Genomic DNA, 25,317 nt, shown 5'->3' with positions numbered 1-25,317 from the left:
GGCGCCCGCGCCTGTTGCTCGGTTGACGAACGGCGCGGCGGAGATGACGGGGGCCCGGTGCCGAACAAGGATGAGAGCGCGCTCGGCGCGGCGGTGCAGTCGCCGCTCGTCACCTCGCTGGCAAAGGGCACCTGGATCGGCGTGGCGGTGGCGCTGTCGCTGCTGATCGTCGCCAGCTTCGCGCTCACCATGCCCTTCGCGCGCCTGCCGACCTATCACACCGAAATGCTGCTGCCCGCCTATGCGGCGGCGATCCTGCTGCTCGAACTCATCACCGCCGCGCTGCTGTTCGCGCTCTACAGCCTGCGCCGTTCGCCGGCGCTGCTCTGTCTTGCCTCGGGCTATCTGTTCTCGGCGGTGCTGGTGCCGGCCTGGGCGATCTCCTTTCCCGGCGTGTTCACGGCTTACGGCATCGACATGGGCCTGCAGACCACGGCTGCCATCGCCGCGCTGCGCCGGATCGGCTTTCCGCTGTTTGTGCTGGCCTACGCGCTGGCCCCACGGGCGACGCGGGCCAGCACCGCCACCGGCCACCATATCGCCCTCAGCCTGGCCCTCGTCCTCGGCGGCGCCGCGCTGTTGCTGGCGGCGATCATCGGGGGGAGCGAGGCGCTGCCGCTCTTCATGCGGGATAGCCGCAACGTCGCGACCCTCTGGCAGATCGTGCCGATCGCCGCCCTCAGCCTCTATCTGCTCGTCATCGCCCTGCTGCTGGCCCGCCGCCAGAGCCAGCTCGACATCTGGGTGGCGCTGGTGATGTTCTCGCTGGCGGTCGAGCTGCTGCTGATCTCCTTCCTCGGTGGCGGCGTGCGCCTCGGCGTCGGCTGGTGGGCCGGGCGGCTCTACGGGCTCCTCGCCGCGTCCATCGTGCTCCTCGTCCTGCTGGTGGAGAGCACGCAGGTCTATGGCCGGCTGGCCCGGACCATCGCCGCCGAGCGGCGCCTGCGGCGCAGCCGGCTCACCGCCATGGAGGCGCTGTCGGCCTCCATCGCCCATGAGATCAACCAGCCGCTCACCAGCATGATCACCAACGCCAATGCCGGTCTGCGCTGGCTGGTCAAGAGCGAGCCGCGCCTCGACCGGGCGGAGGCGGCGCTGCGCCACATCGTCGAGGACGGCCACCGCGCCAGCAGCATCGTCACCGGCATCCGCTCCATGTTCACCAAGGAGCTGCAGGAACGCACCGAGCTGGACCTCAACGGCCTCGTCGCGGCCGCGGTGGAGGTCGCCCGCTCGGAATCGACGCATGAATTCATCGAGATCCGCGCGGTCCTGGCGGACGACCTGCCGCCGGTCATCGGCAATGCGGTGCAGCTCGGGCAGGTGCTGCGCAACCTGATCGAGAACGCCATGGACGCGCTGCGCGGCAGCGGGACATGGCCGCGCCAGGTCGTGGTCCGCACCTGCCACCGCGACCCGGACGAGGTTCTGGTCAGCGTCGAGGACAATGGGCCGGGCATCGCGCCCGAGGTGGCGCAGACCCTGTTCGACCCCTTCGTTTCCACCAAGGCGGGCGGCATGGGCATGGGGCTGATGTTCTGCCGCGCCGTGGTCGAGGCGCATGGCGGCCGGCTGTGGGCGGCACCCACGCCGCCGGGCGGAACGACAGGCGCCGTCTTTCAATTCTCGCTGCCATCGGCCATCCTGCCGGCACATGACAACGCATAGGAGGTCGGGAAATGACCCGGTCGATGGTCTATGTGGTGGATGACGACCGCTACGTGCTCGCCTCCCTCGAGAGCCTTCTGGCCTCGGAAGGCTATGAGGTGGCGACCTTCCAGTCCCCGCAGGCCTTTCTGGACGCCGAGAAGCCCGAGCGCCCGAGCTGCCTGGTGCTGGACGTGCGCCTGCGCGGTTCCAGCGGGCTGGAATTCCAGCGCGAGCTGCGCCGCCGGCAGATCGCCACGCCGGTGATCTTCATCACCGGCCATGGCGACGTGCCGATGTCGGTCGCGGCGATGAAAGCGGGGGCCATCGAGTTCCTGATGAAGCCGTTCCGCGACCAGGATCTGCTCGACGCCGTGCATCAGGGCATCGAGCTCGACCGCGCCCGCCGCGACAAGGACGCCACGCTGGCGGATCTGCGCCGCCGCTACAGCGCCATGACGCCGCGTGAGCGGGAAATCCTGCCGCTCGTCGCCAGCGGGCAGATGAACAAGCAGATCGCCTTCGGCCTCAATCTCAGCGAGGTGACGGTAAAGGTCCACCGCGCCCAGATCATGCAGAAGCTCAAGGCCCGCTCGCTGATCGAGCTGGTGCGCATCGCCGACCGGCTGGCCGAGGATACCGGCCGCGATACCGCGAAGGCGTAGACCACTACCCCGGCGTATAGTTGCGGCGCGCGTTCACGCGCCTGATGCTGGTACCCGGCGGCGTGTCGTCCGCCGCGGGGAGCCGCGAGACAGATGGCGGACACGAGGCCCGGCAGCGAAAGGCAGCGCGATCTCGTCGCCATCCTGGACACCAGCCCGGCGCATCGGGCGGCCATTGCCGATCTCGTTGACGCGCTGGGCTTTGCCGCCTGCACCTTCGCCACCCCCGCCGATCTGCTCGCCTGCCCGTGGATCGCGGAGATCCGCGCCATTCTCAGCGAGATGCGGCTGCCCGGCATGACCGCGCTCGGCCTCTTGCACACGCTGCGTGGGCGGGGCCTGCCGGTGCCCGTCATCGTGATGGTCGGCTCGCCGGACGCGCCGACCGAGGCGCGCGCCCTGCAATATGGCGCGCTCGGCTATCTGCCGAAGCCGCTGGAGCCCGAGCGCCTGCTCGCCCTGCTCACCTCGTGCATGAGCTGAGAGCGTGCGGTCGGCCTATCCTCAGGCGCTAGGCTCCCCCCTCCCCCGGACAATTGTTGCCACCGCGTCTCGACTTCTACGGTCCGCTGTCGCCACGAGGATCCGAGGACGAGTCCCATGCCCACCGCAACCCCCACCCCCGGCAAGGCCCTGATCGACGCGACCAATCATGTGCTGGTGATGATCGACTTCCAGTCGCAAATGTCCTTCGCCACCAAGTCGATCGACGCCGTCACCCTGCGCAACAATGCGGCGCTGATCTCCCACGCTGCCGCCGGCTTCAAGGTGCCGACCATCCTCACCACGGTCGCCGAGAAAAGCTTCTCCGGCCCGATGTTCAGCGAGATCACCGAGGCCTTCCCCGGCCAGAAGCTGTTCGACCGCACCTCGATGAACACCTGGGAAGACGCCGCCGTCATCGACGAGGTGAACCGCATCGGCAAGGGCCGCATCGTGCTCGCGGGCCTGTGGACCAGCGTCTGCATCGTCGGCCCGGCGCTCTCGGCGCTGCATCAGGGCTTCGAGGTCTATGTCATCGCCGATGCCTGCGGCGACGTCTCCGACGAGGCGCATGAGCGCGCCATGGAGCGGATGATCCATGCCGGCGTGCGGCCGATGACCTCGCTGCAATATCTGCTCGAACTCCAGCGCGACTGGGCGCGCACCGAGACCTATGAGCTGACCACCGGCATCGCCAAGAAATATGGCGGCGCCTATGGCCTCGGCATCATCTACGCCAAGACGATGTTCGGCGCTTCCGAGGGCCATTGATCCTCCGGGCACCTGCCGGCGCGCGACACGCGCCGGCTTTTCTCTTCCCGGCACCGGGACATCCGCCGATGAAGCTCTATCTCGCCTCCCTCGCCGCCGGGGTGCTTGTCGGCATCGTCTACAGCCTCGTGAATGTGCGCTCGCCGGCCCCGCCCGTCGTGGCGCTCATCGGGCTGCTCGGCATCCTCATCGGCGAGCAGATCGTGCCGGTGGCCCGCCATCTGTGGAAGGGCGACGGGCTGAAGACGGCCATCGGCCTTGCCGATTGCTCGAACCATGTGCTCGGCCGCCTGCCGGGCCGCATGAGGGACGCCGACGACGATGCCGCGCACCGGAGCTGACCTCCCATGGCCGGAACGCCCAGCCGCCGCGCCTTCATCGCCGGTGCCCTCGCCGCCGGCCTGCCGCGCCCCACCCATGCGGAGACGACAGCCATGAATGCGCCCAGCCATGCGCCCGGCACCGCCGACCTCGTGCTCATCAACGCCCGCGTGACGACGCTCGACCGTGCGAACCCGCAAGCGCAGGCCGTGGCCGTGAAGGACGGCAAGGTGCTGCTCGCCGGCAGCGTGGCGGAGGTGATGGCACTCGCCGGCCCCATGACGCAGACCATCGATGCCGGCGGGCGGCGCGTCATTCCCGGCCTGATCGACAGCCACATGCACATCATCCGTGGCGGGCTGAACTACAATATGGAGCTGCGCTGGGACGGGGTGCGCTCGCTCACCCATGCCATGGAGATGCTGAAGCGTCAGGTCGACAACACCCCTGCCCCGCAATGGGTGCGCGTGGTCGGCGGCTTCACCGAGCATCAGTTCGCCGAAAAGCGCCTGCCGACCATCGAGGAAATCAACGCGGTCGCTCCGGACACGCCGGTGTTCATCCTCCACCTCTATGACCGCGCCTTGCTGAACGCCGCGGCGCTGCGCGTGGTCGGCTACACCAAGGACACGCCGAACCCGCCGGGCGGCGAGATCGTGCGCGACGCGCGCGGCAACCCAACCGGGCTGCTGCTCGCCCAGCCCAACGCCACCATCCTCTATTCCACGCTGGCCAAAGGCCCGAAGCTGCCGCCCGACTACCAGAAGAACTCGACCCGCCACTTCATGCGCGAGGTGAACCGGCTGGGCGTCACCGGCGTGATCGACGCTGGCGGCGGCTTCCAGAATTACCCGGACGATTACGCGATCATCGAGGAACTGCACCGCGAGGGTGACCTCACCGTGCGCATCGCCTACAACCTGTTCACGCAGAAACCGAAAGAGGAGCTGGCGGACTTCACCCGCTGGTCGGCGCAGGTCACGCCTGGCCAGGGCGACGACCTCTACCGCGCCAATGGCGCCGGCGAGATGCTGGTCTATTCCGCCGCCGATTTCGAGGATTTCCGCGTCGAACGGCCGGACATGCCGCCCTCCATGGAAGGCGATCTCGAACCGGTCATCCGCCTCCTGGCCGAGAACCACTGGCCGTGGCGCCTGCACGCCACCTATAACGAGACCATCTCCCGCGCGCTCGACGTGTTCGAGACGGTCAATCGCGACATCCCGCTCGACGGCATCCACTGGTTCTTCGACCACGCCGAGACCATTACCGACCGCAACATCGAACGCATCGCCGCGCTTGGCGGCGGCATCGCCGTGCAGCACCGCATGGCGTTTCAGGGCGAGTATTTCACCGAGCGCTATGGCCACAAGGCCGCCGAGCGCACGCCGCCGATCCGCCGCATGCTCGATATGGGCGTGCCGGTCGGCGCCGGCACCGACGCCACGCGCGTTGCCTCCTACAACCCGTGGGTGTCGCTGTCCTGGCTGGTGACCGGCCGCACGCTGGGCGGGCTCGCGCTCTATCCCGCGTCCAACCGCCTCGACCGCGAAACCGCGTTGCGGCTGTGGACGGAAGCGAACACCTGGTTCTCCAACGAGCCGGGCAAGAAGGGGCAGATCGCGCCGGGCCAACTCGCCGACCTCGTCGTGCTCAATGCCGATTACTTCACCGTGCCGGATGACGCGATCATGGACATCACCGCAGCGCTGACCCTGCTCGGCGGCCGCCCGGTCCATGGCAATGGGGATTTCGCCGACCTCGCCCCCGACCTGCCGCCGGCCATGCCCGACTGGTCGCCGGTGCGGACCTTTGGCGGCTACCAGCAGCGGGCGCAGGCCAGCAAGCCGGGTAGCCGGTTCGCACGGCTGTGCGGCTGCGCCAAGGACTGCGGCGTGCACGGCCACAATCATGCGGCCGCCTGGGGCAGCAGCGTGCCGGCGGGCGATGCCGGCAGCTTCTGGGGCGCGCTCGGCTGCGCCTGCTGGGCCGTCTGAACCGCGAAGGAACCGACATGCGCCAGCCAGAGACGGGCCAGCCGCCCCACGCCGCCGCGCCCGCCGCCACGCCCTCCCCCGGCAGCTTCGCCCCGCTGCGCCGGCCGGTCTTCGCCGTGCTGTGGGCGGCGACCGTGCTCGGCAACACCGGCACCTTCATGCGCGACGTGGCGAGCGCCTGGCTGGTTACCGACCTCTCGGCATCGCCGACCGCCGTCGCCGCGGTGCAGGCCGCCGGCATGCTGCCGATCTTCCTGCTGGCGATCCCGGCCGGCGTGCTGTCGGATATTCTCGACCGCCGCAAGTTCCTGATCTTCATCCAGATCCTGCTCGGCGCGGTGAGCGCGACCTTGATGTTGCTCTCGGCCTCCGGGCTCGTCACCGTCTCGGCGCTCATCATGCTCACCTTCGTCGGCGGCATCGGCGCGGCGCTGATGGGGCCGACCTGGCAGTCCATCGTGCCCGAGCTGGTGCCGCGCGGCGAACTCAAGAGCGCGGTGGCGCTCAACTCGCTCGGCATCAACATCGCCCGCTCCATCGGCCCGGCGGTGGGCGGCCTGCTGCTCGCCGCCTTCGGCGCGGCCGTGACCTATGGCGCGGATGTCGCGAGCTACTTCATCGTGGTTTCGGCGCTGCTGTGGTGGAAGCGCCCGGCGGCCACGCAGGACGAGCTGAGCGAGCGTTTCGGCGGCGCCTTCCGCGCCGGGCTGCGCTATGCCCGCTCCAGCCGCGAACTGCATGTCGTGCTGCTGCGCGCGGCGGTGTTCTTCGCCTTCGCCAGCGCGGTCTGGGCGCTGCTGCCGCTGGTGACGCGGGAGATCCTCAAAGGCGACGCGGCGTTCTACGGCATCCTGCTCGGCTCGGTCGGCGTCGGCGCCATTATCGGCGCGCTGCTGCTGCCGCGCCTGCGCGACCGGCTGAGCGCGGACAGGCTGATGCTCGCCGCCGCCATCGCCACGGCGACGGCCTCCGCCGCGCTGGCGGCCGGCCCGCCGAAGGCGTTGGCGCTGGTCATCCTCATGCTGATGGGCGCCGCCTGGATCGTCGCGCTGACGACGCTCAATGCCACCGCGCAGGCGATCCTGCCGAACTGGGTGCGCGGCCGGGCGCTCGCGGTCTACCTCACCGTGTTCAACGGCGCGATGGCCGGCGGCAGCCTTGGCTGGGGGTTCATCGCGCAGGAGCTCGGGCTCGCCGGCACGCTGCTGGTCTCGGCGGCGGGACTTACCCTCACTGGCCTGATCGTCCACCACATCGGCCTGCCCAAAGGCGAGGCGGACCTCGCGCCGTCCAACCACTGGCCGGAGCCGATCCTCGCCGAACCCGTGCCCGGCGACCGTGGCCCGGTGCTCGTCCAGATCGAGTATCGCATTGATTCTAAGGACCGTTCCGCCTTCCTCACCGCGCTCCGGCGCCTCGCCGACGCCCGTCGCCGCGACGGCGCCTATACTTGGGGCGTGATGGAGGATGCGGCGGATCCGACCCTCGTCACCGAATGGTTCATGGTCGAATCCTGGGCCGAGCACCTGCGCCAGCACCATCGCGTGTCCCATGCGGATGCGGAGGTGCAGGCGGCGATCCACGCCTTCCACCGCGAGGCGGACAAGCCTGTGGTGCGCCACCTCATCGCAGTCGATTGAGCGGACTGGATTTTTCGTCCGTCGCTCACCACCCACCCAAGGTTACCGCATGAAAAGCGTAAGGGCCGCTTGACACGGCCCGCTTTTCGCGCGAGCCTATTTTTACGGCGCTGAGCGAGGCTGCTCATGAAAGCGTCAACCCATTAGTGACATTTCCAGCGAATGTGCATCGAGATGCGCATCAGGCTGGCGGCAACGACGCCCGCGGCAGACCTGCCGACGGGCTTTTTTGTGTTTGGAACGGGAATGGCCAGTCAGCACTACCGCGTCGGCGTCATGTTCTCCACGACCGGGCCCTACAGCGTGGTGGCCCGCTCAATGCTGAACGGCGCCCTGCTGGCCTTCCGGGAAGCCGCGGCGGCGGAGAACGTGACCCTCGAGCCGGTGGTGGTGAACCCGGGCGGCGACCTCGCCCGCTATGCCGAGCTCAGCCAGGAACTCACCGCATCCGGCATCCGCCATGTCGTCGGCTGCTACACCTCGTCAAGCCGCAAGGAAGTCATCCCCTGCTTCGAGAAGCATGACGCGCTGCTCTGGTATCCCTCGCATTATGAGGGCTTCGAGAGCTCCAGCAACGTCATTTACACCGGCGCCTCGCCCAACCAACACGTCCTGCCGCTGGTCGATCACATGCTCGGCCATGTCGGCCCGCGCGCCTTCTGCGTCGGCTCCAACTATATCTGGGCGTGGGAGAATACCCGCATCTTCCGCGAGGCGATGACCGCGCGCGGCGGGCAGGTGCTGGCGGAGCGTTACGCCGCTGTCGGCGATACGAGCTTCGAGAAGCTGGTCGACGCCATTCTGGAGGCGAAGCCGGATTTCGTCTTCAACAACCTGATCGGCACCAGTGCCTATGCCTTCTTCCGCCTGTTCCGTGCCGCCTGCGCGGCGCGCGGCATCGATCAGGCGCGGCAGATCCCGATTGCCTCCTGCACCCTCTCCGAACCCGAGCTTGAGGAGATCGGCGCCGGGGCGGTGGATGGTCACCTGTCCTCCAGCGTCTATTTCTCCTCGCTGGCGAACCCGGCCAACACCGCCTTCACCCATGACTACCGCGCCGCCTTCCCGCAAGGGCCGTCCACCTCCGCGGATGCGGAAGCCTCCTATATCGCGGTGAAGCTGCTCGCCCGCGCGCTCACTGACGCCGGCACGGACGAGGTCGCGGCGGTGAAGCAGGCGGTGACGCGCCAGCGTCTTCAGGCGCCGCAGGGCGATGTCTGGATCGACCCGCAAACGCTGCATGCCTGGCTGACCCCGCGCATCGGCCGCTCCACCGCGCAGGCGCGCTTCGATGTGATCGTCGAGGAGTCCGCCCCGGTGCGGCCCGATCCGTATCTCATCCAGTCCTCGCCACGCTACGCCATGGCGTCCCGTACTCCCAATCTGAGAGTGGTAAGGTGATGTCTCCTCGACTGCTTCAGAATTTCAACGGCGGTCGGGCGGTCATCGCCACCGCGAACCGCAGTGCGGTGGAAGCGCTGGACGTCACGCTCGCCAAGCTCGGCGTGGCGGCAGAGTACCGCCCGGTCACCGAAACGCGCACGGAGATCGACCTTGCCGGGCTGAATGCCGAGCGCGACATCCTGTTCATCGACGGCGATCTTGACATCGCCATCGCCGGCGAGCCGGGCGAGGCCTCGCGCCTGCCGCCCGTGCCGGTGATCGGGCTGGTCGGCGTCGAGGCGCCCAGCCGCCTGAAGAACCTCATCAATCTCGGGGCCACCGCCTTCCTGAGGAAGCCGGTGCATGGGGCGGCTGTCTACACGGCGCTGTTCCTCGGGATCAACCAGTTCCTGCTGCGCACCGACATGAGTGCGCGGCTGGAAGATATGGAGCGCCGCCGACGCGGGCGGCGCTCGGTCGTCAAGGCAATCGTCGCCCTGATGGCCGATGCCGGCATCGACGACGATGCCGCCTATGACCGGCTCAGGCGCGAGAGCATGCGCCTGCGCCGGAGCCTGGAAGAGCATTGCGAGACCTATCTCGCCACCAGGGCGCCAACGCCCGACCGGACGGCACCGGCAGGAGAGCTTTCCTTGCGGCACGCCGACCGAACATAAACCTTCAGAGGAGAAGACCACATGTCTGGACGACTGATGCGGGGGCTGCGTGCCGCGGCCCTCACGGGGACGCTTGCGCTCGGCGCCGGGGCGGCCTTTGCGGCCGATCCCATCAAGCTTGGCGTGCTGGAAGACCAGTCCGGCGATTTCGCCGCCGCGACCATCGGCAAGGTACACGCCATCCAGCTGGCGGCGGAAGAGATCAACAAGGCCGGCGGCATCGACGGGCGCCCGCTGGAACTGGTGATCTACGACACCCAGTCCGACAATACGCGCTATCAGGAGTTCATGCGCCGCGTGCTCCAGCGCGACAAGGTCGACGTGGTGTTCGCCGGCTTCTCCTCGGCCTCGCGCGAGGCCTACCGGCCGATCGTCAACCAGTTCGACGGCCTCGCCTTCTACAACAACCAGTATGAAGGCGGCGTCTGCGACGCCAACATGATCGTGACCGGCGCGGTGCCCGAGCAGCAGTTCTCCACCCTCATCCCGTGGATGATGGAGAAGTACGGCAAGAAGGTCTACACGCTCGCCGCCGACTATAATTTCGGACAGATCTCCGCCGAATGGGTGCGCAACATCGTCAAGGAGAATGGCGGCGAAATGGTCGGCGAGGATTTCATCCCGCTCGGCGTGTCGCAGTTCTCGCAGAACATCCAGAACATCCAGAAGGCGAAGCCGGATTTCGTGGTGACGCTGCTGGTCGGCACGGCGCAGGCCTCTTATTACGAGCAGGCCGCCTCCGCCAATGTGAACCTGCCGATGGCCTCCTCGGTCAATGTCGGCCAGGGCTATGAGCACAAGCGCTTCAAGCCGCCATCGCTCAAGGACATGTACGTCACCACCAACTACATCGAGGAAATCGACACGCCGGCCTCCAAGGCGTTCCTCGCCAAGTTCAAGGCGAAGTTCCCGAACGAGCCCTATGTGAACCAGGAGGCCGAGAACTCCTACCTCGCGGTCTATCTCTACAAGCAGATGGTGGAGCGGGCGAAGTCCACCAAGCGCGACGACCTGCGCAAGGAGATCGCCAAGGGCGATGTCTGCATGGACGCGCCGGAGGGCAAGGTCTGCCTCGACCCGAAGAGCCAGCACATGTCGCACACCATCTATCTCGCCAAGGTGGGTGCGGATCACTCGATCTCCTTCCCGAAGGTCTGGGAGGACATCAAGCCCTATTGGCTGGGCGAGGCGGGCTGCGACCTGACCAAGAGCGACCCGAGCGCGCAGTACACCCCGTCCAACCCGCCGCCGAAGCCCTGATCGCGGGCTGACCCCTTGCGGATGCCGCTTCCCCCTTCGGCGGCATCCGTCACTCGCCCCGGCGCGGCCCCCTTCCGCGCCGGGGCACACCTCCCCATCGTCCTGACGGATGGAAGGCCCTGCCCGCCCATGGATCTCGGAACCCTCGCCTTCTCCGCCCTCTACCAGTTCGGCGATGCCTTCGCCTTTCTGGTGCTGTCCGCCTGCGGGCTCGCCGTGATCTTCGGCATGATGGGCGTCATCAACCTCGCCCATGGCGAGTTCATCATGTGCGGGGCCTATGTCACCGTCTCCGCCACCCATGCCGGCCTGCCGCTGCCGCTCGCCATTCTCTGCGGCGCGCTGGTCGCCGGGATGGTCGGGGCGCTGGTGGAGATGCTGGTGATCCGGCATCTCTATGACCGGCCGCTCGACACCATCGTCGCGACCTGGGGCCTCAGCCTCATCGCCACGCAGGGCACGCTGATTATCCTCGGCTCGACCATGGCGGGCGTGGGCACGCCCTTCGGCAGCTTCCAGATGGGCGCCTATTCCTACTCGCTCTACCGGCTGGTGCTGTTCGTGATGGCTCTGGTGGTGCTCGCCGGGCTCTACGCGCTGTTCAATTGGACGCGCTTCGGCGTCATGGCCCGCGCCACCATCCAAGTCCCGCACATGGCGGCGGCGCTGGGCGTCGATACGCGGCGCGTCTACAGCCTCACCTTCGCTCTCGGGGCGGGCCTCGCCGGGCTCACGGGCGGGCTCTACGCCCCGACCATGACGCTGGTGCCGACCATGGGCACCACCTTCATCATGGAAGCCTTCGTGACCGTGGTCGTCGGCGGCGCCGACGTGTTCCTCGGCACCGCGCCGGCCGCCGCCGTGCTGGCGGTGGTGAAGGCCACCATGACCTCGCTCTATGGCCAGCTCTTCGGCCAGATCGGCCTTCTGGTCGCCGTCATCGTCGTCATCCGGGTCTTGCCCAAGGGCATTTCCGGCTTCCTGCTGCGCGAACGCGCCTGAGCCTCGGAACCCTCACCCATGAACGCTCTCGCCCGCTTCTTCGCCCGGCTGGAAGGTCCGCAGACCATGGGCCGCGGCCCCTGGTTCTGGGTCGGCTTCCTCGTCGTCCTTCTGGCCGCCTGCGGCTACCCGCTGTTCAGCGACGGCTACACGGTCGGCAATACCGTCTACTTCTTCACCTGGGTCTTCATGGCGCTCGGCCTCAGCCTCATCTGGGGCTATGGCGGCGCGCTGTCCTTCGGCCAGACCGCCTTCTTCGGCATTGCCGGCTACAGCTATGGCATCCTCACCATCAATTTCGGCGCCGCCTATGGCTTCACGCTGGTGGCGCTGGTGCTCGCCATCGCGATCGCCGCGCTGTTCGCGGTGCTGCTCGGCTACTTCCTCTATTTCGGGCGCATCTCCGGCGTGTTCCTCGGCATCGTCACCCTGTCGGTGACGCTGGTGCTGGAACGCTTCATGGCGCAGACCGCCGGGCCGGAATGGAAGATCGGCAGCGCCCGGCTGAACGGCTTCAACGGCATGAGCAACATGCCCCCGCTCACCCTTCCCTGGCCGGGCGGCGACATCGTGCTGTTCCCCGACGTGCAGCTCTATTACGTCGTGCTCGGCCTGCTCGTGCTGGTCTATCTCGCTCTGCGCATTCTGGTGAATTCGCGCTTCGGCAATGTGCTGGTCGCCATCCGCGAGAACCCGGAACGGGCCGAGATGCTCGGCTATGACATCCGCAAGTACCAGCTCGGCGCCTTCGTCATCGGCGCGGCGCTGGCGGGGCTGTCGGGCGTGCTCTACACGAGCTGGGGCCAGTACATCACCCCCTCCAGCATGGGCATGACGGCCGCCGCTTTGCCCATCGTCTGGGTCGCGGTCGGCGGGCGCTCGGACATCACGGCGACGCTGATCGGCACGCTGGTGGTGCTCTCCGCCTTCCAGGCGCTCACCATCCATGGCAGCCAGTACGCGCTGGTGGTGATGGGCATCCTGCTGGTGCTCACCGTACTCCTCGCCCCGCGCGGGCTGATCCTCTCTGCCGCCGCCCTGATCGGCCGGCTGACCTCGAAGCGGGGAGGCGTCTGATGGCCCTCATCGAAGCGCGCGCGCTCAACAAGCATTTCGGCGGCCTGCACGTTACCAACAACGTCAATCTGGCGCTGGAGCCCGGCGAGATCCACTGCCTCATCGGCCCCAACGGCGCCGGCAAGAGCACGCTGTTCCGCCTCATCCTCGGCGAGCACCAGCCGAGCAGCGGGCAGATCCTGTTCGGCGGCGAGGACATCACGGCGCTGAAATCCTATCAGCGCATCCGCCGGGGCATGAGCGTGAAGTTCCAGGTGCCCGGCATCTTCAAGGCGCTGAGCGTGTGGCAGAACCTCGAAATCGCCATGCAGCACCATTACGCGCCCGCCGAACTTCATGGCGAGATCGACCGGTTGCTCGATTTCCTCAAGCTCACGGCGGAAGCAAAACAGCTCGCCGGCAATCTCAGCCACGGCCAGAAGCAGTGGCTGGAGATCGGCATGGCGATCAGCCTCAAGCCGCGCCTGCTGCTGCTCGACGAGCCAACCGCCGGCATGTCGCCGGAGGAGACCTTCGCCACCGGCGCGATGATCCAGCGCCTCAACGCCGAGGGCATGACGGTGCTGGCGGTCGAGCACGACATGGCCTTCGTCCGCCAGGTCGCCCACAAGGTCACGGTGCTGCATCTCGGCCAGGTGTTCGCTCAAGGCTCGATCGACGCCATCGTCGCCGACGAGCGGGTCGCCGCCATCTATCTCGGTCATGCGCCGGAGGCCGCCCATGCGTAAGGAAGTGCTGCTCTCCACCCTCGGCCTGCGCGCCGGCTATGGCGGCAAGCCGGTGCTCCAGGGCCTCGACCTCACCGTGCGCGAGGGCGAGATCGTCGCGGTGATCGGGCGCAACGGCGTCGGCAAATCGACGCTGATGAAGAGCCTCATCGGCCTCGTTCCCGCGATGGAGGGCTCCATCGTCTATCGCGGCGAGGCGGTCGAGCATCTGCCCGCCCACAAGCGCGCCCGGCTCGGCGTCGGCTATGTGCCGCAGGGCCGCGACGTGTTCCCGCGCCTCACCGTGGCTGAGAACATCGCGGTCGGCGCCATGCTCAAGGCGGGCGTGACAGCGGCGGACCGAGAGCGCGTGCTGGGTTACTTCCCCATCCTGCGCGAGCGCTGGGCCCAGCGCGCCGGCACCATGTCCGGTGGCCAGCAGCAGCAGCTCGCCATTGGCCGCGTGCTCATCGCCGATCCCTCCCTCATCCTGCTCGACGAGCCGTCCGAGGGCATCCAGCCCAACATCGTGCAGGACATCGCCCGCATCATGGTGGAGCTGAACCGCGCCACCGGCGTCACCATCATGCTGGTGGAGCAGAACATCGACATGATCCGCGCCATGGCGCAGCGTTGCTACGTCATGGACAAGGGCCGCATCGTCGCCGAGCTTGATCGCGAAGCCCTGGCCGATGGCGAGGCCATGCGTCGTCATCTGGCGGTCTGACGCCCCCTGCCGAACCGAGACAGCCAAAAGGAGAAAGCAAATGTCCTGGCTAGAGACGTCCATCATGGCACGCAAAGGCCTCGCCAAGGGCCAGGCGGGGTCGACCCACGCCATCACCGAAGAGGTGCAGGGCAAGTATCATTACGTCTACGGCCCCTATGTCGATCCGGTGATCGCCGTCGACCCCGGCGCGGTGGTCTCAGCCGAGACGCATGACGCCTTCGAGGGCGCGATCAAGAACGAGACCGACAACCCGCTCGACATCCTGAACTTCCCCTATCTGAACCCCCAGAACGGCCCGATCTACGTCAATGGCGCGGAGAAGGGCGACACGCTCGCGGTCTACATCAAGAACATCGTTCCGCGCGGCGAGCAGCCTCGCGGCACCACGCTCATCATGCCGGAGTTCGGCGGCCTCGTGCCGACCAAGGACACGGCGATGCTCAACGCGCCGCTGCCGATCAAGGTCAAGAAGCTGCATGTCGATGCCGAGACCGGCACGAAGTGGAGCGACAAGATCACCCTGCCCTATGTGCCCTTCATCGGCACCATCGGCACCTCGCCGGAGATCGAGGCCATTACCTCGCTGCAGCCGGACTATTATGGCGGCAACATGGACCTGCCGGATGTCGGCATCGGCGCGGTGATCTACCTGCCGGTCAACATCAAGGGCGGCCTGCTCTATCTCGGCGACTGCCACGCCACGCAGGGCGATGGCGAGCTGTGCGGCGTCGCGCTGGAGCACCCCACCGTCACCACCCTCCAGATCGACCTCATCAAGGGCTGGACCATCCACACGCCGCGCCTTGAGACCGAGGACTTCATCATGTCCATCGGCTCCACCCGCCCGATGGAAGACGCCACCCGCATGGCCTATCGCGACCTCATCCGCTGGATGGCGTCGGATTACGGCTTCGACGAGGTGGAAGCCTACATGCTGCTCACCCAGTGCGGGCGCGTGCGGCTCGGCAACATGGTCGACCCGAAATACACGATGGGCGCCTCGATCCTGAAGTCCTACCTGACGCCCTGAGCGCCGGCCAGCCGTCATATCCGGCCGAAGGGCCGGGCAGGACGGCGCATCCCACCCTTCCGTTCGTACCCTCACGGCGTTCCGCACCAGCGGGACGCCGGACACCTCCCCTTTGCCCGGAGTCCCGCGATGACCCTCCCGCTGAAGGTCGCCACCGTCCAGTTCGAGCCGACCCTGTTCGAGAAGGAGCGCAACATCACGCGGCTTCTCGATCTGGTCGCAGAGGCCGCCGGCGAGGGCGGCAAGCTCATCGTGACGCCGGAAATGGGCACCACCGGCTATTGCTGGTTCGACCGCGCGGAAGTGGCGCCCTTCATCGAGACCATCCCCGGCCCGACCACCGCGCGCTTCGCGGCGCTGGCCCAGCAGCAGGATTGCTACATCGTCATCGGCATGCCCGAGGTCGATGCCGCGACCGGGCTCTATTACAATTCAGCCGTGCTGATCGGGCCGGAGGGCGTCGTCGGCACTCACCGCAAGACGCATCCCTACATTTCCGAGCCCAAATGGTCGGCGCCGGGCGATCTCGGCCATCAGGTGTTCGACACGCCGATCGGGCGCATCGCGCTCCTGATCTGCATGGACATCCATTTCGTCGAAACCGCCCGCCTCGCCGCGCTGGGCGGGGCCGACATCATCTGCCACATCTCCAACTGGCTCGCCGAACGCACGCCCGCGCCCTACTGGATCAGCCGGGCGGTGGAGAATGGCTGCTACCTCATCGAGAGCAATCGCTGGGGGCTGGAGCGCGGCGTGCAGTTCTCCGGCGGCAGCTGTGTCATCGAGCCGGACGGCACGCTCGCGGCCGTCATCGACGGCGGCGACGGCGTGGCCGTGACAGAGATCGACCTGGAGCGTGCCCGCGCCCGCCAGATGTTCGGCGAGCCGGTGTTCGAGCAGCGCCGGCCGGAGCTCTATATGGAGCTGCCCACCACCACCTATGCCTGGAACCCGCTCGACTTCTTCGGCCTCTACGGCCACCGGCCTCTGCCGCCCGGCCGTCAGTCGCGCGTCGCGGTGGCGCAGTTCACGCCCTCCGCCGACATCGCCGCCAACCTCGCCCAGATCGAGGCGCTGGCCACCGAGGCGCGCCGGAGCGAGGGGGCCGAGATGGTCGTGTTCCCCGAACGCGCCCTCACCGGCTTCGACCTGCCCAACGCCCAGCCCGTAAACGGCCCCGCGACCGCCCGTCTTCAGACGCTGGCGGGCCGGCTCGGCATCTATCTCGTCGTCGGCCTCGCCGAGGAGGCGGGCGGGCAGCTCTACAACAGCGCCCTGCTGCTCGGCCCCGAGGGGCTGATCGGCACGCACCGCAAACTTCACCTCGATGCGGCCGACGGCAATTGGGCGAGCGCGGGGGACGACTGGAGCGTTTTTGATACACAGATTGGCCGGATTGGACTCCTCATCGGCCACGACGCCAGCTTCCCGGAAGCCGGCCGCGTGCTGGCCTTGCGCGGCTGCGACCTCATCGCCTGCCCGGCGGCGATCCGGGGCCCGTTCACCGGCGCCCATGCCGGCTCAAAAGTCACCCAGAGCTACCCGATCCCGACCGGCGCCGACCCGCACCATTGGCACCACTTCCGCGCAAGGGCCGGAGAAAACAACGTTTTCTTCGCCTTCGCCAATGTCTTCGATCCCGCCAGGGGCTATGAGGGAAAGAGCGGCGTGTTCGGCCCGGACACGTTCGAGTTCCCCCGCCGCGAGGCGATCATCGCCGAGGGAACGGGCGTTGCCGCGGCGATGGTCGACACCACCAATCTCGACAGCCGCTACCCGACCAATGTGGTCCGCCGCAAGGATCTCGTCCTCATGCGCCAGCCCCACCACTACCAACCCCTTATCAGAACACGCTAAATGCCTCAGCGCGGCTGGGCGATGATCCAGTTGATCAAGTCCCACGCCGCCGCCGAGGGCTCGCGCCCGGGCCGCAGCCAGTAGCCGCTCTCCGGCCGGACGATGGGTGGGCCGACGGCGACCAGCGTGCCGTCGGCAATCGCCCCGTCGATCAACCCCTCCCACCCCAGCGCGACACCTTGGTCCGCCATAGCGGCCTGCACGACGAGGCCATAGGTGTTGAGGCTGAGATCGCCCGACCCAGGCTCGCGCGGCACGCGCATGGCCGAGAACCAGTCGTGCCAGCCGAACCAGCGCGGGCGCGGCGTGCTGTCGAGATGCAGCAGCGGCAATCCGGCAAGGCGCCGAGGATCATTGGCCGGATCATCGGCCACAACCCCTTGCGCCGACAGGTCATTCCGCGCGGCAAAGCCAGGACTGCACACGGGGTAAACCCGCTCCTCGACAAGCTGCGTCGCGCCGGCGCCGAAGTCGGCTCGCGTGCCGAACAGTACGGCGACATCCTCGGCCTCGTCGGTGCCGGGATCGGCGGCGGCCGAGGCGATGATGTGCACCTCGGTATCCGGCCGCACCCGGCGAAACTGCGCCACGCGCGGCATCATCCAGAACGAGGCGAAGCCATAATCGGTGAACAGCCGCACCACCGGCTGGCGGTTCATCCGGCGAATGGCACGCGCCGATGCGTCGATCTCGCCGAGAGCTGCGGTCGCCGCGCGGTGCAATCGGTCGCCGGCCGCGGTGAGCGTGCTGCCGCGATGGCCGCGCTCCAGCAGCGCCGCGCCGAGCTGCTGCTCCAGCATCCGCACCGTGTAGCTGACCGCGGGCTGCGACAGGCCGAGCTCACTCGCCGCCGCGGTCAGGCTGCCGCGCCGTCCCACCGCCTCGAATATCCGCATCCAGCCAAGATCGAGAAGGCGCTCAGCCATAAGCCTATATTGGGTCAGCTATTGAAAATGCACCGCTTCACAGCGGCAAGCATTTAACTGTCTGATGTCCGTGGGGGCAAGCTGGCCACAGACCCGATGACGGGCAGCCTCTTGCGATTGTGTGTCTCACCCTTTCTGGAGGTTCCGTGATGAATCGCTTCGCAAGGGCCGCCTGCGCCCTTTCTGTCCTCTTCGCCGCCGGCGCCGCCTCGGCCGCCGATGCGCCCAGCTGTAAGACCGTCCGCATGTCCGATCCCGGCTGGACGGACATCACCTCGACCAACGCCCTCGCCGGCGTGGTGCTCGCCGGCCTCGGCTACGCTCAGGACGTGAAGACGCTCTCCGTGCCCATCGGCTACGAGTCGATGAAGAACGGCAATGTCGATGTCTTCCTCGGCAACTGGATGCCGGCCCAACAGAAATTCACCGACGCGCTGAACGAGGCGAAAGCGGTGGAGGTGCTCGGCACCAACCTCACCGGCGCCAAGTTCACCCTCGCCGTGCCGAGCTATGTGTCGGACGCCGGCGTCAAGGACTTCAAGGATCTCGCCGCCAATGCCGACAAGTTCGGAAGCCAGATCTACGGCATCGAGCCCGGCGCCCCGGCCAATGCCAACATTCAGAAGATGGTCGACGCCAATGATTTCGGCCTGAAGGGCTGGAAGGTGGTGGAGTCTGGCGAACAGGCGATGCTGGCGCAGGTGAAGCGGGCCTCGAATGGCAAGGACTGGATCGTCTTCCTCGCCTGGGCCCCGCACCCGATGAACGAGACCTTCGCCATCACCTATCTCTCCGGCGGCGACGCCTATTTCGGTCCGAACTTTGGCGGTGCGGATGTGCGCACCCTCGCCCGCACCGGCTGGTCGGCGCAGTGCCCCAACGCCGCGACCCTGTTCAGGAACCTCACATTCGACCTCGCCATGGAAAACACCATGATGGGCAAGATCCTCGACGACGGGCTGGAGCCCACCGCTGCCGCCAAGGCGCTGCTCAAGGCGCAGCCGGATGTCCTCGGCCCGTGGCTCGCCGGTGTCACCACCTTTGATGGCAAGCCGGGCCTGCCGGCCGTGAAGGCCGCGCTCGGGCTCTGATCTCTGCCACCTGAAACCTGCGGACGGGCGCGCCCCGGCGTGTCCGTTCGCCTATCTGTCACGGCGGAGCCGGCGATGACGCGTCCTAACATCCTCATCCTGATGGTCGACCAGCTGAACGGGACGTTGTTCCCCGACGGCCCCGCCCCTTTCCTGCACGCCCCGCATCTGCGCGCGCTCGCCGGCCGTTCCGCTCGCTTCGCCAACAGCTACACGGCGAGCCCGCTCTGCGCCCCGGCACGGGCTTCCTTCATGTCCGGCCAGTTGCCAAGCCGCACCCGCGTCTATGACAACGCCGCCGAGTTCACCTCGGACATCCCGACCTTCGCCCACCATCTGCGCCGCGCCGGCTATCACACCGCGCTGTCCGGCAAGATGCACTTCGTCGGGCCCGACCAGCTTCACGGCTTCGAGGAGCGGCTAACGACCGACATCTACCCAGCCGATTTCGGCTGGACGCCGGACTATACGCGGCCGGGCGAGCGCATCGACTGGTGGTACCACAACCTCGGCTCGGTCACCGGGGCGGGCGTGGCGGAGATCACCAACCAGCTCGAGTATGACGACGAGGTCGCCTACCACGCCGGGCGAAAGCTCTATGATCTCGCGCGTGGGCACGAGGGCCGCCCCTGGTGCCTCACGGTGAGCTTCACCCACCCGCATGATCCCTATGTCGCACGCCGACGCTTCTGGGATCTCTACGAGGATTGCCCGGCCCTCGATCCCGTGGTCCCGCCCATCCCGTTCGAGGCGCAGGATCCGCATTCGCAACGCCTGATGCGCGCGAGCGACCATGCCGCGAGCCATGTGACGGCGGAGGATGTCCGGCGCTCCCGCCGCGCCTATTTCGCCAACATCTCCTACATCGACGAGAAAATCGGCGAGCTGCTGGCCATTCTCGAGACCTGCCGCATGGCGGAGAACACGGTGGTCCTGTTCGTCTCCGACCATGGCGACATGCTCGGCGAGCGTGGCCTGTGGTTCAAGATGAACTTTTTCGAGGGCTCGGCGCGCGTGCCGCTGATGGTCGCCGCGCCGGGCCTGCCGGCCGGCCGCATCGACCACCCCGTCTCGACGCTCGACGTGCTGCCGACGCTGGCGGAACTGGCCGGTATCGACCTCTCCAGCGTCATGCCGTGGACCGATGGCGAGAGCCTCGTACCGCTCGCACAGGGGCGCGGAACGCGCTCCCCTGTGCCGATGGAATATGCCGCGGAGGGCTCCGAGGCGCCCCTCGTGGCGCTGCGCGACGGGCCGTGGAAGCTCGTCCTGTGCGACCTCGACCCGCCGATCCTGACCCATCTCGACGACGACCCGCAGGAGCGGGTCAACCGCGCGTCCGATCCGGTCTGTGCGGGTGTCCTCGCCACCTTGCAGGCGGCGATGCGGGAGCGCTGGGATCTCGCCCGCTTCGACGCGGATGTGCGGGCGAGCCAGGCCCGCCGGCATGTCGTCTACGCGGCGCTGCGCAACGGGGCCTATTACCCCTGGGACTTCCAGCCGCTGCAAAAGGCGTCCGAGCGCTATATGCGCAACCACATGGACCTGAACATTCTGGAAGACTCGCAGCGCTTTCCACGCGGCGAATGAGAGCCCGGGCCCTCACCAGGTAAAGCAGGCCGTCGCCACCGGGGCGCCCCACAGCGCGAATTGCGCCTCATCGAGCAGAGCGAGCGTGATCGAGAAGCCCGCCATGTCGAGCGAGGTGACGAAGGTGCCGGTGAGGCTGCGCGCCGGCGCGATGCCACGCGCCTCGAAGAAGCGATGCGCGATGCCCTGCGCGAGATAAAGCTCGATCGGCGGCGTGCCGCCAAAGCCATTGACCAGCAGAAGCGGCCGCAACGGGCTCGCGACAAGATGAGCCGGCAGTTCGGCCAGCACGCGCTCGCCGAGCAGGCGGATCATCTCGTCGGCCGCGACGAAGCCGATCCGCTCCAGCCCCGGCTCGCCATGTATGCCGACGCCGATCTCCATCTCGTCCGGTCCGAGCGAGAAGGTCTCGCGCGCATTGTTCGGCACGGTTACGCCGCGCAGCGCGACACCCATGGAGCGAATGCGGGTGTTGAGGTCATCGCCCAGCGCCTTCAATGCCGGCAGGCTTGCGCCCTCTTCGGCGGCGGCGCCGAGTATCTTCTCGACGATGACGGTGCCCGCCACGCCCCGCCGCCCGCGGCTGCGCACGGCCGGCCCGGTCGCCGCGTCGTCCTCGACCACGACCATCTCGACGGCGTGGCGGGCGGCCGCCATCTCCGCCGCCATCTCGAAATTCATCACGTCGCCGTCATAGTTCTTTACCAAGAGCAGGCAGCCGGCGCCGGTGTCGGTCGCGTCCATCGCCGCGACGATCTGGTCCGGGGTCGGCGAGGTGAAGACATGGCCGGTGCAGGCGGCGTCGAGCATCCCTCGGCCGATGAAGCCGGCATGCAGCGGCTCATGCCCTGCCCCGCCGCCGGCGATCAACGCCACCTTGGCCGAGGCGAGGTCGCGCCGCCGGATGAACTTGCCACCCTCGCCGAACATCACCAGCCCGGAATGCGCGCGCACGAAGCCGGACAGGCCCTCGGCGACAAAGGCGTCGGGCGCGTTCATGACCCGCTTCACCGGCCAGCCCTCCGAGGAGGCGCGGCGCCTATGCGGGGGAGGATGGTGGGCGCGCTCACGTCACTCCTCTCCGCTCATCAGCGTGGCCATCTTCTGCACCAGCTCGGCAATGGCGTCGTCGAACTGACGGTTCTTCTTCTCGTCGCCGAAGTCCGGCGCCATCAGCGTCAGCGGGCGCAGTTTGTCGCTCCCGCCGAGCTCCGGCAACCGGCCGGGATGGGCGGCCTGATAGGCGGCGAGGAAGCGCTCCTGCTCGCCGGGGCTGAAATGGCAGACGCGGAAGATCGTCGGCAGATGGCGGGCGGGCAGCGGCGTATCATAGGTCGGGCTGGTGACCTGCGTGACGAAGCTGCGGTGCTTGCCGAGTGCCGTCGCCAGCCGCTGCCGCGTGCCGGAGGGGCGGTTGTCGAGCAGGCTTGCGAGCAGGGTCTTGTAGGCGATCACCGCCTCGTCGCTGGGTTCACGGGCCATGCGCTACCCCAGCGCAGGCATCGGCATTGACCGCGCCGCGCAACAGCTCCCGCACGCTTGCCAGCCGCGAGGGAGCGACGGAGATGTCGCGAAAACCCGCCGCGATTAATCGCGCGAGGCCCTGCGGCTCTCCGGCGAGGTCGCCACAGACCGACAGCGGCTTGGCGAGCGCGCGGGCGCTCGCGCTGACCTGATCCAGCAGGCGGAACAAGGCGATCTCCGATCCGGCCGTGAGCGGGGCGACGGCCGGGTTGTCCCGCGCCGCCGCCGAGAGATACTGCATCAGGTCGTTGGTCCCCACCGAAAAGAACGCGGCGGCGCCGAACAGGTCGAGCGTCAGCGCGGCGGCCGGCACCTCGACCATGATGCCGAGCGGCGGGCGAGCGACGGACACGCCACGTGCGGCCAGCCGCGCCTCCTCCTCCGCGAAGATCTGCGCCATGGCGGTGACTTCACCGGGCAGCGTGACCATCGGCAGGAGCACGCTGAGCGGCCCCAGCGCGGCCGCCCGCAGCAGCGCCCGCGCCTGCACGCGGGCAAGCTCGGGATAGGCGAGCAAGAGGCGGATGCCGCGCAGGCCGAGCAGCGAGGCCGCGCCGCCTTCCGCCACGCCGGCGAGGGCCTTGTCGCCGCCGAGGTCGAGCATCCGCACCGTCACCGGCCGCCCCTTGAGGCGGGCGAGTATCTGCACATAGGCCGTGACATGGCGCTCCTCGTTCAAGGCATCGGCCGCTGTCGGGAACAGGAATTCGGTGCGCACGAGCCCGACACCATCCACCGCCGCGACATCGAACGCCTCGAGATCCGCCAGCGAATTGATGTTCACGCCCAGCGTGAAGGTTCCCCCGGTCGGCATCGGTGCGACAGGCGGGGCGGTCAGCCGCGCAGCCATTACTGGCGAGACGGGCTCCACCTCCGGCGGAGCGAGCCGCAGCAGCCCCTCATCGCCGTCGATCACGGCGCCCTCGCCATCCGCGAGCGCGAGCTCGCCGAGGCCGACCACCATGGGCACGCCGCGAGCGCGGGCAAGCAGCGCGACATGGCTGATCGCACTTCCGGCGCCCAGCGCGATGCCCCCGCCGGCCGACCAGTCATGCGCGAGGAAGACGCTCGGCGGCATGTCCGCGCCGACATAGATCGCCCCGGCCGGAAAATCCGCTATCGGCCGGCCGGCGAGCGCATCGAGCACGCGCTGGCGCAGATCCGTCAGGTCGGCGACACGCGCGGCAAAGGCGTCGTCGTCCCGGTCATCGGGAACGAAGGAATTGATATAGGCGGTCATCGCGCCAGCCCAGGCCAGCACAGCTCCCTCTCCCGCGTCGATGCGAACAAGAGCGGGGGTGAGAATTTCCTCGTCGAGCAGCATCTCGATCTGGAAGTCGAGAATACCCGCGCTGTCGGGCGCGGCCTCGGCCGCCAGCCGGCGCAGATCGTCCACCGCCACCGCCACGGCCTGCCGGAGCACGGCGCGGGGGTCGCCGGAAACGGGATCGTCGAGTGCGGCATCGGCACGGCGCGCGCTATGCACCGGCCCCCGCGCGCGACCGGGCGACGCCGGCGTGCCGCGATGATCCCGCGGGCGCGGCTCAACCGGCACGGCCATCGACCCGCCCCAGCTTGCGGTCCTCGTCGAAATTGCGCCGGACCAGTTCGCCGAGCGCGACGATGGCTTCCTCGGCCCGCGAGCCATCCGCCCGGATGCGCAGCCGCGCCCCGCGCCGGATGCGCGCGCCCATGATCTTGACGATGCTCTTGCCGTTCAGCCACTCGCCCGAGCCATCCACCGCCACCTCGATCGAGCAGGGAAAGCTCTTGGCGAGGCGGGTGAAGGTGACCGAGGGGCGCGCATGCAGGCCGATGCCGTGGGTCACCTCGACCTCGGTCTGCCAGCTCGTGCCGGAGCGTTCGCGCGGAAGGCGGGCGTGACGTTCGCTCATCAGGGCGACAGCTCCTCGGCCGTCGCCACGACCTTGGCAAGGCTGGAGCCACCGGAGGCTTCCGCCGCCGCGATCACCGCGCCCTCCACAAGCGGGGCGTTGCACACCACGATGCGCCCGGCGCGGGAGGCGCCGAGCAGTTCGGCGGCCGTCTCGCTATTGGTCTCGGCCCCGCCGAGATCGACGAAGATGGCGACCCCCGCCTCCGACCACGCAGCTTCGATGGCCGCCTGGATGCCCGCGACATGGGTGCCGAGGCCCCCTTCCGCGTTCCCTCCGGTCCACGCCAGCGGCACGCAATCGCCGACCATCTGGCGCACCATGTCGGCCGCGCCGCGCGCCACCAAGGGCGAATGGGAAACGATGACGATGCCCACATTGGCGGGGCGCGTCGGGGTGCCGGTCTCGCTCATGAGGGGCGATGCTCCGCGAGATAGACGCAAATCGTGGCCGCCAGCAACGCGCAGCTCGAGGCGCCGGGGTCTTCATGGCCGACCGAGCGCGCCCCAAGATAGGCCGCGCGCCCACGCCGGGCCTGCATGGCCTCGGTCGCCTGCGCGGCGGACCGGGCGCAGGCCGCGATGCGCTCAGGCGCCGCATGCCGCATGATCTCCGCCTGCACGGGATAGAGCACGTCGAGCAGCGTCTTGTCGCCGGGCCCGGCACGGCCCCGGCGCGCCACGGCGGCGATGGCCTGTTCCAGCGTCGCGGCGAAGGCGTCCGTGTCGGCATCGGGGGCAAGGCCGCGCCCAAGCTCCATGAGCAGCGTGCCGTAGAGCGGACCAGCGGCGCCGCCAATGCTCATCACCAGAACGAGCCCAATGCGCTCCAGCGCGGCCGGCAGAGGAAGGGCAGCGATGGTCGCGCGCTCGGCGAAGACGGCCTCGAGCCCCCGGCGCATATTGGCGCCGTGGTCGCCATCGCCGATGGCGCTGTCGAGCACGCCGAGATGGTCGCCATGCCGGTCAATCGCGGCATGGCAGCGCGCGATCAGTTCGGCGATGTCGCCGGCGTCGAGCCGCATCCTCTCCCCTCCCCGTCGCG

Annotated in this window: 25 protein-coding genes; 18 read left to right on the top strand and 7 right to left on the bottom strand. The window is 68.3% G+C overall.

Annotated elements, in window-relative coordinates; translation table 11 throughout:
• The first annotated feature begins 57 nt into the window (after positions 1 to 57).
• The 16 genes from OU996_RS10340 to OU996_RS10265 all read left to right on the top strand — a co-directional run bounded on the left by OU996_RS10340 (position 58) and on the right by OU996_RS10265 (position 17,247).
• Entirely contained in the window at positions 58 to 1,668 is a 1,611-nt protein-coding gene (locus tag OU996_RS10340; RefSeq protein WP_267585506.1) for an ATP-binding protein, read from the top strand.
• An 11-nt stretch (positions 1,669 to 1,679) separates the two neighbouring features.
• Positions 1,680 to 2,312 carry a response regulator transcription factor gene (locus tag OU996_RS10335; RefSeq protein ID WP_267585505.1) on the top strand — a complete coding sequence of 211 codons (633 nt, stop codon included), beginning with the start codon at positions 1,680 to 1,682 and terminating at the stop codon, positions 2,310 to 2,312.
• A gap of 93 nt (positions 2,313 to 2,405) precedes the next feature.
• Complete coding sequence (locus tag OU996_RS10330) at positions 2,406 to 2,795, top strand: response regulator transcription factor (protein WP_267585504.1); 390 nt, start codon at positions 2,406 to 2,408, stop codon at positions 2,793 to 2,795.
• Positions 2,796 to 2,912: 117 nt separating this feature from the next.
• Positions 2,913 to 3,566, top strand: coding sequence for a hydrolase (locus OU996_RS10325; protein ID WP_267585503.1), 654 nt, complete (start codon positions 2,913 to 2,915; stop codon positions 3,564 to 3,566).
• A gap of 68 nt (positions 3,567 to 3,634) precedes the next feature.
• On the top strand, positions 3,635 to 3,907 hold the full coding sequence (locus tag OU996_RS10320) for a XapX domain-containing protein (RefSeq protein WP_267585502.1): 273 nt from the start codon (positions 3,635 to 3,637) through the stop codon (positions 3,905 to 3,907).
• A 6-nt stretch (positions 3,908 to 3,913) separates the two neighbouring features.
• The gene (locus OU996_RS10315) at positions 3,914 to 5,884 is read left to right on the top strand and encodes an amidohydrolase (RefSeq protein ID WP_420712734.1); all 1,971 of its coding nucleotides are present in this window, start codon (positions 3,914 to 3,916) and stop codon (positions 5,882 to 5,884) included.
• 17 nt (positions 5,885 to 5,901) lie between these two features.
• Positions 5,902 to 7,524 (top strand): MFS transporter, encoded by a 1,623-nt coding sequence (locus OU996_RS10310; RefSeq protein WP_267585501.1) that lies wholly within the window; start codon positions 5,902 to 5,904, stop codon positions 7,522 to 7,524.
• 246 nt (positions 7,525 to 7,770) lie between these two features.
• Positions 7,771 to 8,925 (top strand): transporter substrate-binding domain-containing protein, encoded by a 1,155-nt coding sequence (locus OU996_RS10305; protein WP_267585500.1) that lies wholly within the window; start codon positions 7,771 to 7,773, stop codon positions 8,923 to 8,925.
• Entirely contained in the window at positions 8,925 to 9,584 is a 660-nt protein-coding gene (locus OU996_RS10300; RefSeq protein ID WP_267585499.1) for an ANTAR domain-containing response regulator, read from the top strand. The genes OU996_RS10305 and OU996_RS10300 overlap by 1 nt, the downstream gene beginning before the upstream one ends.
• Positions 9,585 to 9,605: 21 nt before the next feature.
• Positions 9,606 to 10,844, top strand: coding sequence for an urea ABC transporter substrate-binding protein (locus tag OU996_RS10295; RefSeq protein WP_267585498.1), 1,239 nt, complete (start codon positions 9,606 to 9,608; stop codon positions 10,842 to 10,844).
• Between the two features lie 129 nt (positions 10,845 to 10,973).
• The gene (locus OU996_RS10290) at positions 10,974 to 11,846 is read left to right on the top strand and encodes an ABC transporter permease subunit (RefSeq protein WP_267585497.1); all 873 of its coding nucleotides are present in this window, start codon (positions 10,974 to 10,976) and stop codon (positions 11,844 to 11,846) included.
• 18 nt (positions 11,847 to 11,864) lie between these two features.
• Positions 11,865 to 12,923, top strand: coding sequence for a branched-chain amino acid ABC transporter permease (locus tag OU996_RS10285; RefSeq protein ID WP_267585496.1), 1,059 nt, complete (start codon positions 11,865 to 11,867; stop codon positions 12,921 to 12,923).
• Entirely contained in the window at positions 12,923 to 13,651 is a 729-nt protein-coding gene (locus OU996_RS10280; RefSeq protein ID WP_267585495.1) for an ABC transporter ATP-binding protein, read from the top strand. Before OU996_RS10285 ends, OU996_RS10280 begins: the two co-directional genes overlap by 1 nt.
• Positions 13,644 to 14,357: an ABC transporter ATP-binding protein gene (locus OU996_RS10275; protein WP_267585494.1), complete on the top strand. Its 714-nt coding sequence runs from the start codon at positions 13,644 to 13,646 to the stop codon at positions 14,355 to 14,357. Before OU996_RS10280 ends, OU996_RS10275 begins: the two co-directional genes overlap by 8 nt.
• Before the next feature lie 40 nt (positions 14,358 to 14,397).
• The gene (locus OU996_RS10270; RefSeq protein ID WP_267585493.1) at positions 14,398 to 15,390 is read left to right on the top strand and encodes an acetamidase/formamidase family protein; all 993 of its coding nucleotides are present in this window, start codon (positions 14,398 to 14,400) and stop codon (positions 15,388 to 15,390) included.
• A 129-nt stretch (positions 15,391 to 15,519) separates the two neighbouring features.
• On the top strand, positions 15,520 to 17,247 hold the full coding sequence (locus OU996_RS10265; protein WP_267585492.1) for a nitrilase-related carbon-nitrogen hydrolase: 1,728 nt from the start codon (positions 15,520 to 15,522) through the stop codon (positions 17,245 to 17,247).
• 5 nt (positions 17,248 to 17,252) lie between these two features.
• Here OU996_RS10265 and OU996_RS10260 read toward each other — a convergent pair whose 3' ends face one another.
• Positions 17,253 to 18,173: a LysR family transcriptional regulator gene (locus OU996_RS10260; protein ID WP_267585491.1), complete on the bottom strand. Its 921-nt coding sequence runs from the start codon at positions 18,171 to 18,173 to the stop codon at positions 17,253 to 17,255.
• 149 nt (positions 18,174 to 18,322) lie between these two features.
• On the opposite strand from OU996_RS10260, the gene choX reads away from it, so the two are divergent.
• Both choX and betC read left to right on the top strand, forming a co-directional pair.
• Positions 18,323 to 19,264: a choline ABC transporter substrate-binding protein gene (choX, locus tag OU996_RS10255; RefSeq protein WP_267585490.1), complete on the top strand. Its 942-nt coding sequence runs from the start codon at positions 18,323 to 18,325 to the stop codon at positions 19,262 to 19,264.
• Positions 19,265 to 19,339: 75 nt separating this feature from the next.
• Complete coding sequence (gene betC, locus OU996_RS10250; RefSeq protein WP_267585489.1) at positions 19,340 to 20,854, top strand: choline-sulfatase; 1,515 nt, start codon at positions 19,340 to 19,342, stop codon at positions 20,852 to 20,854.
• Positions 20,855 to 20,866: 12 nt separating this feature from the next.
• Here the strand turns inward: betC and OU996_RS10245 are convergent, their stop codons facing one another.
• Genes OU996_RS10245 through dhaL form a run of 6 tightly spaced genes read right to left on the bottom strand, consistent with a single transcriptional unit; the run spans position 20,867 to position 25,297 of the window.
• Complete coding sequence (locus OU996_RS10245) at positions 20,867 to 21,865, bottom strand: dihydroxyacetone kinase subunit DhaK (protein ID WP_267585488.1); 999 nt, start codon at positions 21,863 to 21,865, stop codon at positions 20,867 to 20,869.
• Between the two features lie 60 nt (positions 21,866 to 21,925).
• Entirely contained in the window at positions 21,926 to 22,336 is a 411-nt protein-coding gene (locus tag OU996_RS10240; protein ID WP_267585487.1) for a hypothetical protein, read from the bottom strand.
• A complete protein-coding gene (locus tag OU996_RS10235) occupies positions 22,326 to 23,939 on the bottom strand; it encodes a putative PEP-binding protein (RefSeq protein ID WP_267585486.1) in 1,614 nt (537 codons plus the stop codon). Before OU996_RS10235 ends, OU996_RS10240 begins: the two co-directional genes overlap by 11 nt.
• Positions 23,923 to 24,273 carry an HPr family phosphocarrier protein gene (locus OU996_RS10230; RefSeq protein ID WP_267585485.1) on the bottom strand — a complete coding sequence of 117 codons (351 nt, stop codon included), beginning with the start codon at positions 24,271 to 24,273 and terminating at the stop codon, positions 23,923 to 23,925. The genes OU996_RS10235 and OU996_RS10230 overlap by 17 nt, the downstream gene beginning before the upstream one ends.
• Positions 24,273 to 24,686 (bottom strand): dihydroxyacetone kinase phosphoryl donor subunit DhaM, encoded by a 414-nt coding sequence (gene dhaM / locus OU996_RS10225; RefSeq protein ID WP_267585484.1) that lies wholly within the window; start codon positions 24,684 to 24,686, stop codon positions 24,273 to 24,275. Before dhaM ends, OU996_RS10230 begins: the two co-directional genes overlap by 1 nt.
• Entirely contained in the window at positions 24,683 to 25,297 is a 615-nt protein-coding gene (dhaL, locus tag OU996_RS10220; RefSeq protein ID WP_267585483.1) for a dihydroxyacetone kinase subunit DhaL, read from the bottom strand. The genes dhaM and dhaL overlap by 4 nt, the downstream gene beginning before the upstream one ends.
• Positions 25,298 to 25,317: the final 20 nt, after the last annotated feature.

Source organism: Ancylobacter sp. SL191 (assembly GCF_026625645.1).
GTDB lineage: Bacteria > Pseudomonadota > Alphaproteobacteria > Rhizobiales > Xanthobacteraceae > Ancylobacter.
This window is presented reverse-complemented; position numbering and strand designations above follow the sequence as displayed.

What these genes read in the sequence shown, in the direction of transcription:
- OU996_RS10335 (WP_267585505.1), top strand. Translation starts at nt 1,680, where the DNA reads ATGACCCGGTCGATGGTCTATGTGGTGGATGACGACCGCTACGTGCTC.
- OU996_RS10330 (WP_267585504.1), top strand. Translation starts at nt 2,406, where the DNA reads ATGGCGGACACGAGGCCCGGCAGCGAAAGGCAGCGCGATCTCGTCGCC.
- OU996_RS10325 (WP_267585503.1), top strand. Translation starts at nt 2,913, where the DNA reads ATGCCCACCGCAACCCCCACCCCCGGCAAGGCCCTGATCGACGCGACC.
- OU996_RS10320 (WP_267585502.1), top strand. Translation starts at nt 3,635, where the DNA reads ATGAAGCTCTATCTCGCCTCCCTCGCCGCCGGGGTGCTTGTCGGCATC.
- OU996_RS10315 (WP_420712734.1), top strand. Translation starts at nt 3,914, where the DNA reads ATGGCCGGAACGCCCAGCCGCCGCGCCTTCATCGCCGGTGCCCTCGCC.
- OU996_RS10310 (WP_267585501.1), top strand. Translation starts at nt 5,902, where the DNA reads ATGCGCCAGCCAGAGACGGGCCAGCCGCCCCACGCCGCCGCGCCCGCC.
- OU996_RS10305 (WP_267585500.1), top strand. Translation starts at nt 7,771, where the DNA reads ATGGCCAGTCAGCACTACCGCGTCGGCGTCATGTTCTCCACGACCGGG.
- OU996_RS10300 (WP_267585499.1), top strand. Translation starts at nt 8,925, where the DNA reads ATGTCTCCTCGACTGCTTCAGAATTTCAACGGCGGTCGGGCGGTCATC.
- OU996_RS10295 (WP_267585498.1), top strand. Translation starts at nt 9,606, where the DNA reads ATGTCTGGACGACTGATGCGGGGGCTGCGTGCCGCGGCCCTCACGGGG.
- OU996_RS10290 (WP_267585497.1), top strand. Translation starts at nt 10,974, where the DNA reads ATGGATCTCGGAACCCTCGCCTTCTCCGCCCTCTACCAGTTCGGCGAT.
- OU996_RS10285 (WP_267585496.1), top strand. Translation starts at nt 11,865, where the DNA reads ATGAACGCTCTCGCCCGCTTCTTCGCCCGGCTGGAAGGTCCGCAGACC.
- OU996_RS10280 (WP_267585495.1), top strand. Translation starts at nt 12,923, where the DNA reads ATGGCCCTCATCGAAGCGCGCGCGCTCAACAAGCATTTCGGCGGCCTG.
- OU996_RS10275 (WP_267585494.1), top strand. Translation starts at nt 13,644, where the DNA reads ATGCGTAAGGAAGTGCTGCTCTCCACCCTCGGCCTGCGCGCCGGCTAT.
- OU996_RS10270 (WP_267585493.1), top strand. Translation starts at nt 14,398, where the DNA reads ATGTCCTGGCTAGAGACGTCCATCATGGCACGCAAAGGCCTCGCCAAG.
- OU996_RS10265 (WP_267585492.1), top strand. Translation starts at nt 15,520, where the DNA reads ATGACCCTCCCGCTGAAGGTCGCCACCGTCCAGTTCGAGCCGACCCTG.
- OU996_RS10260 (WP_267585491.1), bottom strand. Translation starts at nt 18,173, where the DNA reads ATGGCTGAGCGCCTTCTCGATCTTGGCTGGATGCGGATATTCGAGGCG.
- choX (WP_267585490.1), top strand. Translation starts at nt 18,323, where the DNA reads ATGAATCGCTTCGCAAGGGCCGCCTGCGCCCTTTCTGTCCTCTTCGCC.
- betC (WP_267585489.1), top strand. Translation starts at nt 19,340, where the DNA reads ATGACGCGTCCTAACATCCTCATCCTGATGGTCGACCAGCTGAACGGG.
- OU996_RS10240 (WP_267585487.1), bottom strand. Translation starts at nt 22,336, where the DNA reads ATGGCCCGTGAACCCAGCGACGAGGCGGTGATCGCCTACAAGACCCTG.
- OU996_RS10235 (WP_267585486.1), bottom strand. Translation starts at nt 23,939, where the DNA reads ATGGCCGTGCCGGTTGAGCCGCGCCCGCGGGATCATCGCGGCACGCCG.
- OU996_RS10230 (WP_267585485.1), bottom strand. Translation starts at nt 24,273, where the DNA reads ATGAGCGAACGTCACGCCCGCCTTCCGCGCGAACGCTCCGGCACGAGC.
- dhaM (WP_267585484.1), bottom strand. Translation starts at nt 24,686, where the DNA reads ATGAGCGAGACCGGCACCCCGACGCGCCCCGCCAATGTGGGCATCGTC.
- dhaL (WP_267585483.1), bottom strand. Translation starts at nt 25,297, where the DNA reads ATGCGGCTCGACGCCGGCGACATCGCCGAACTGATCGCGCGCTGCCAT.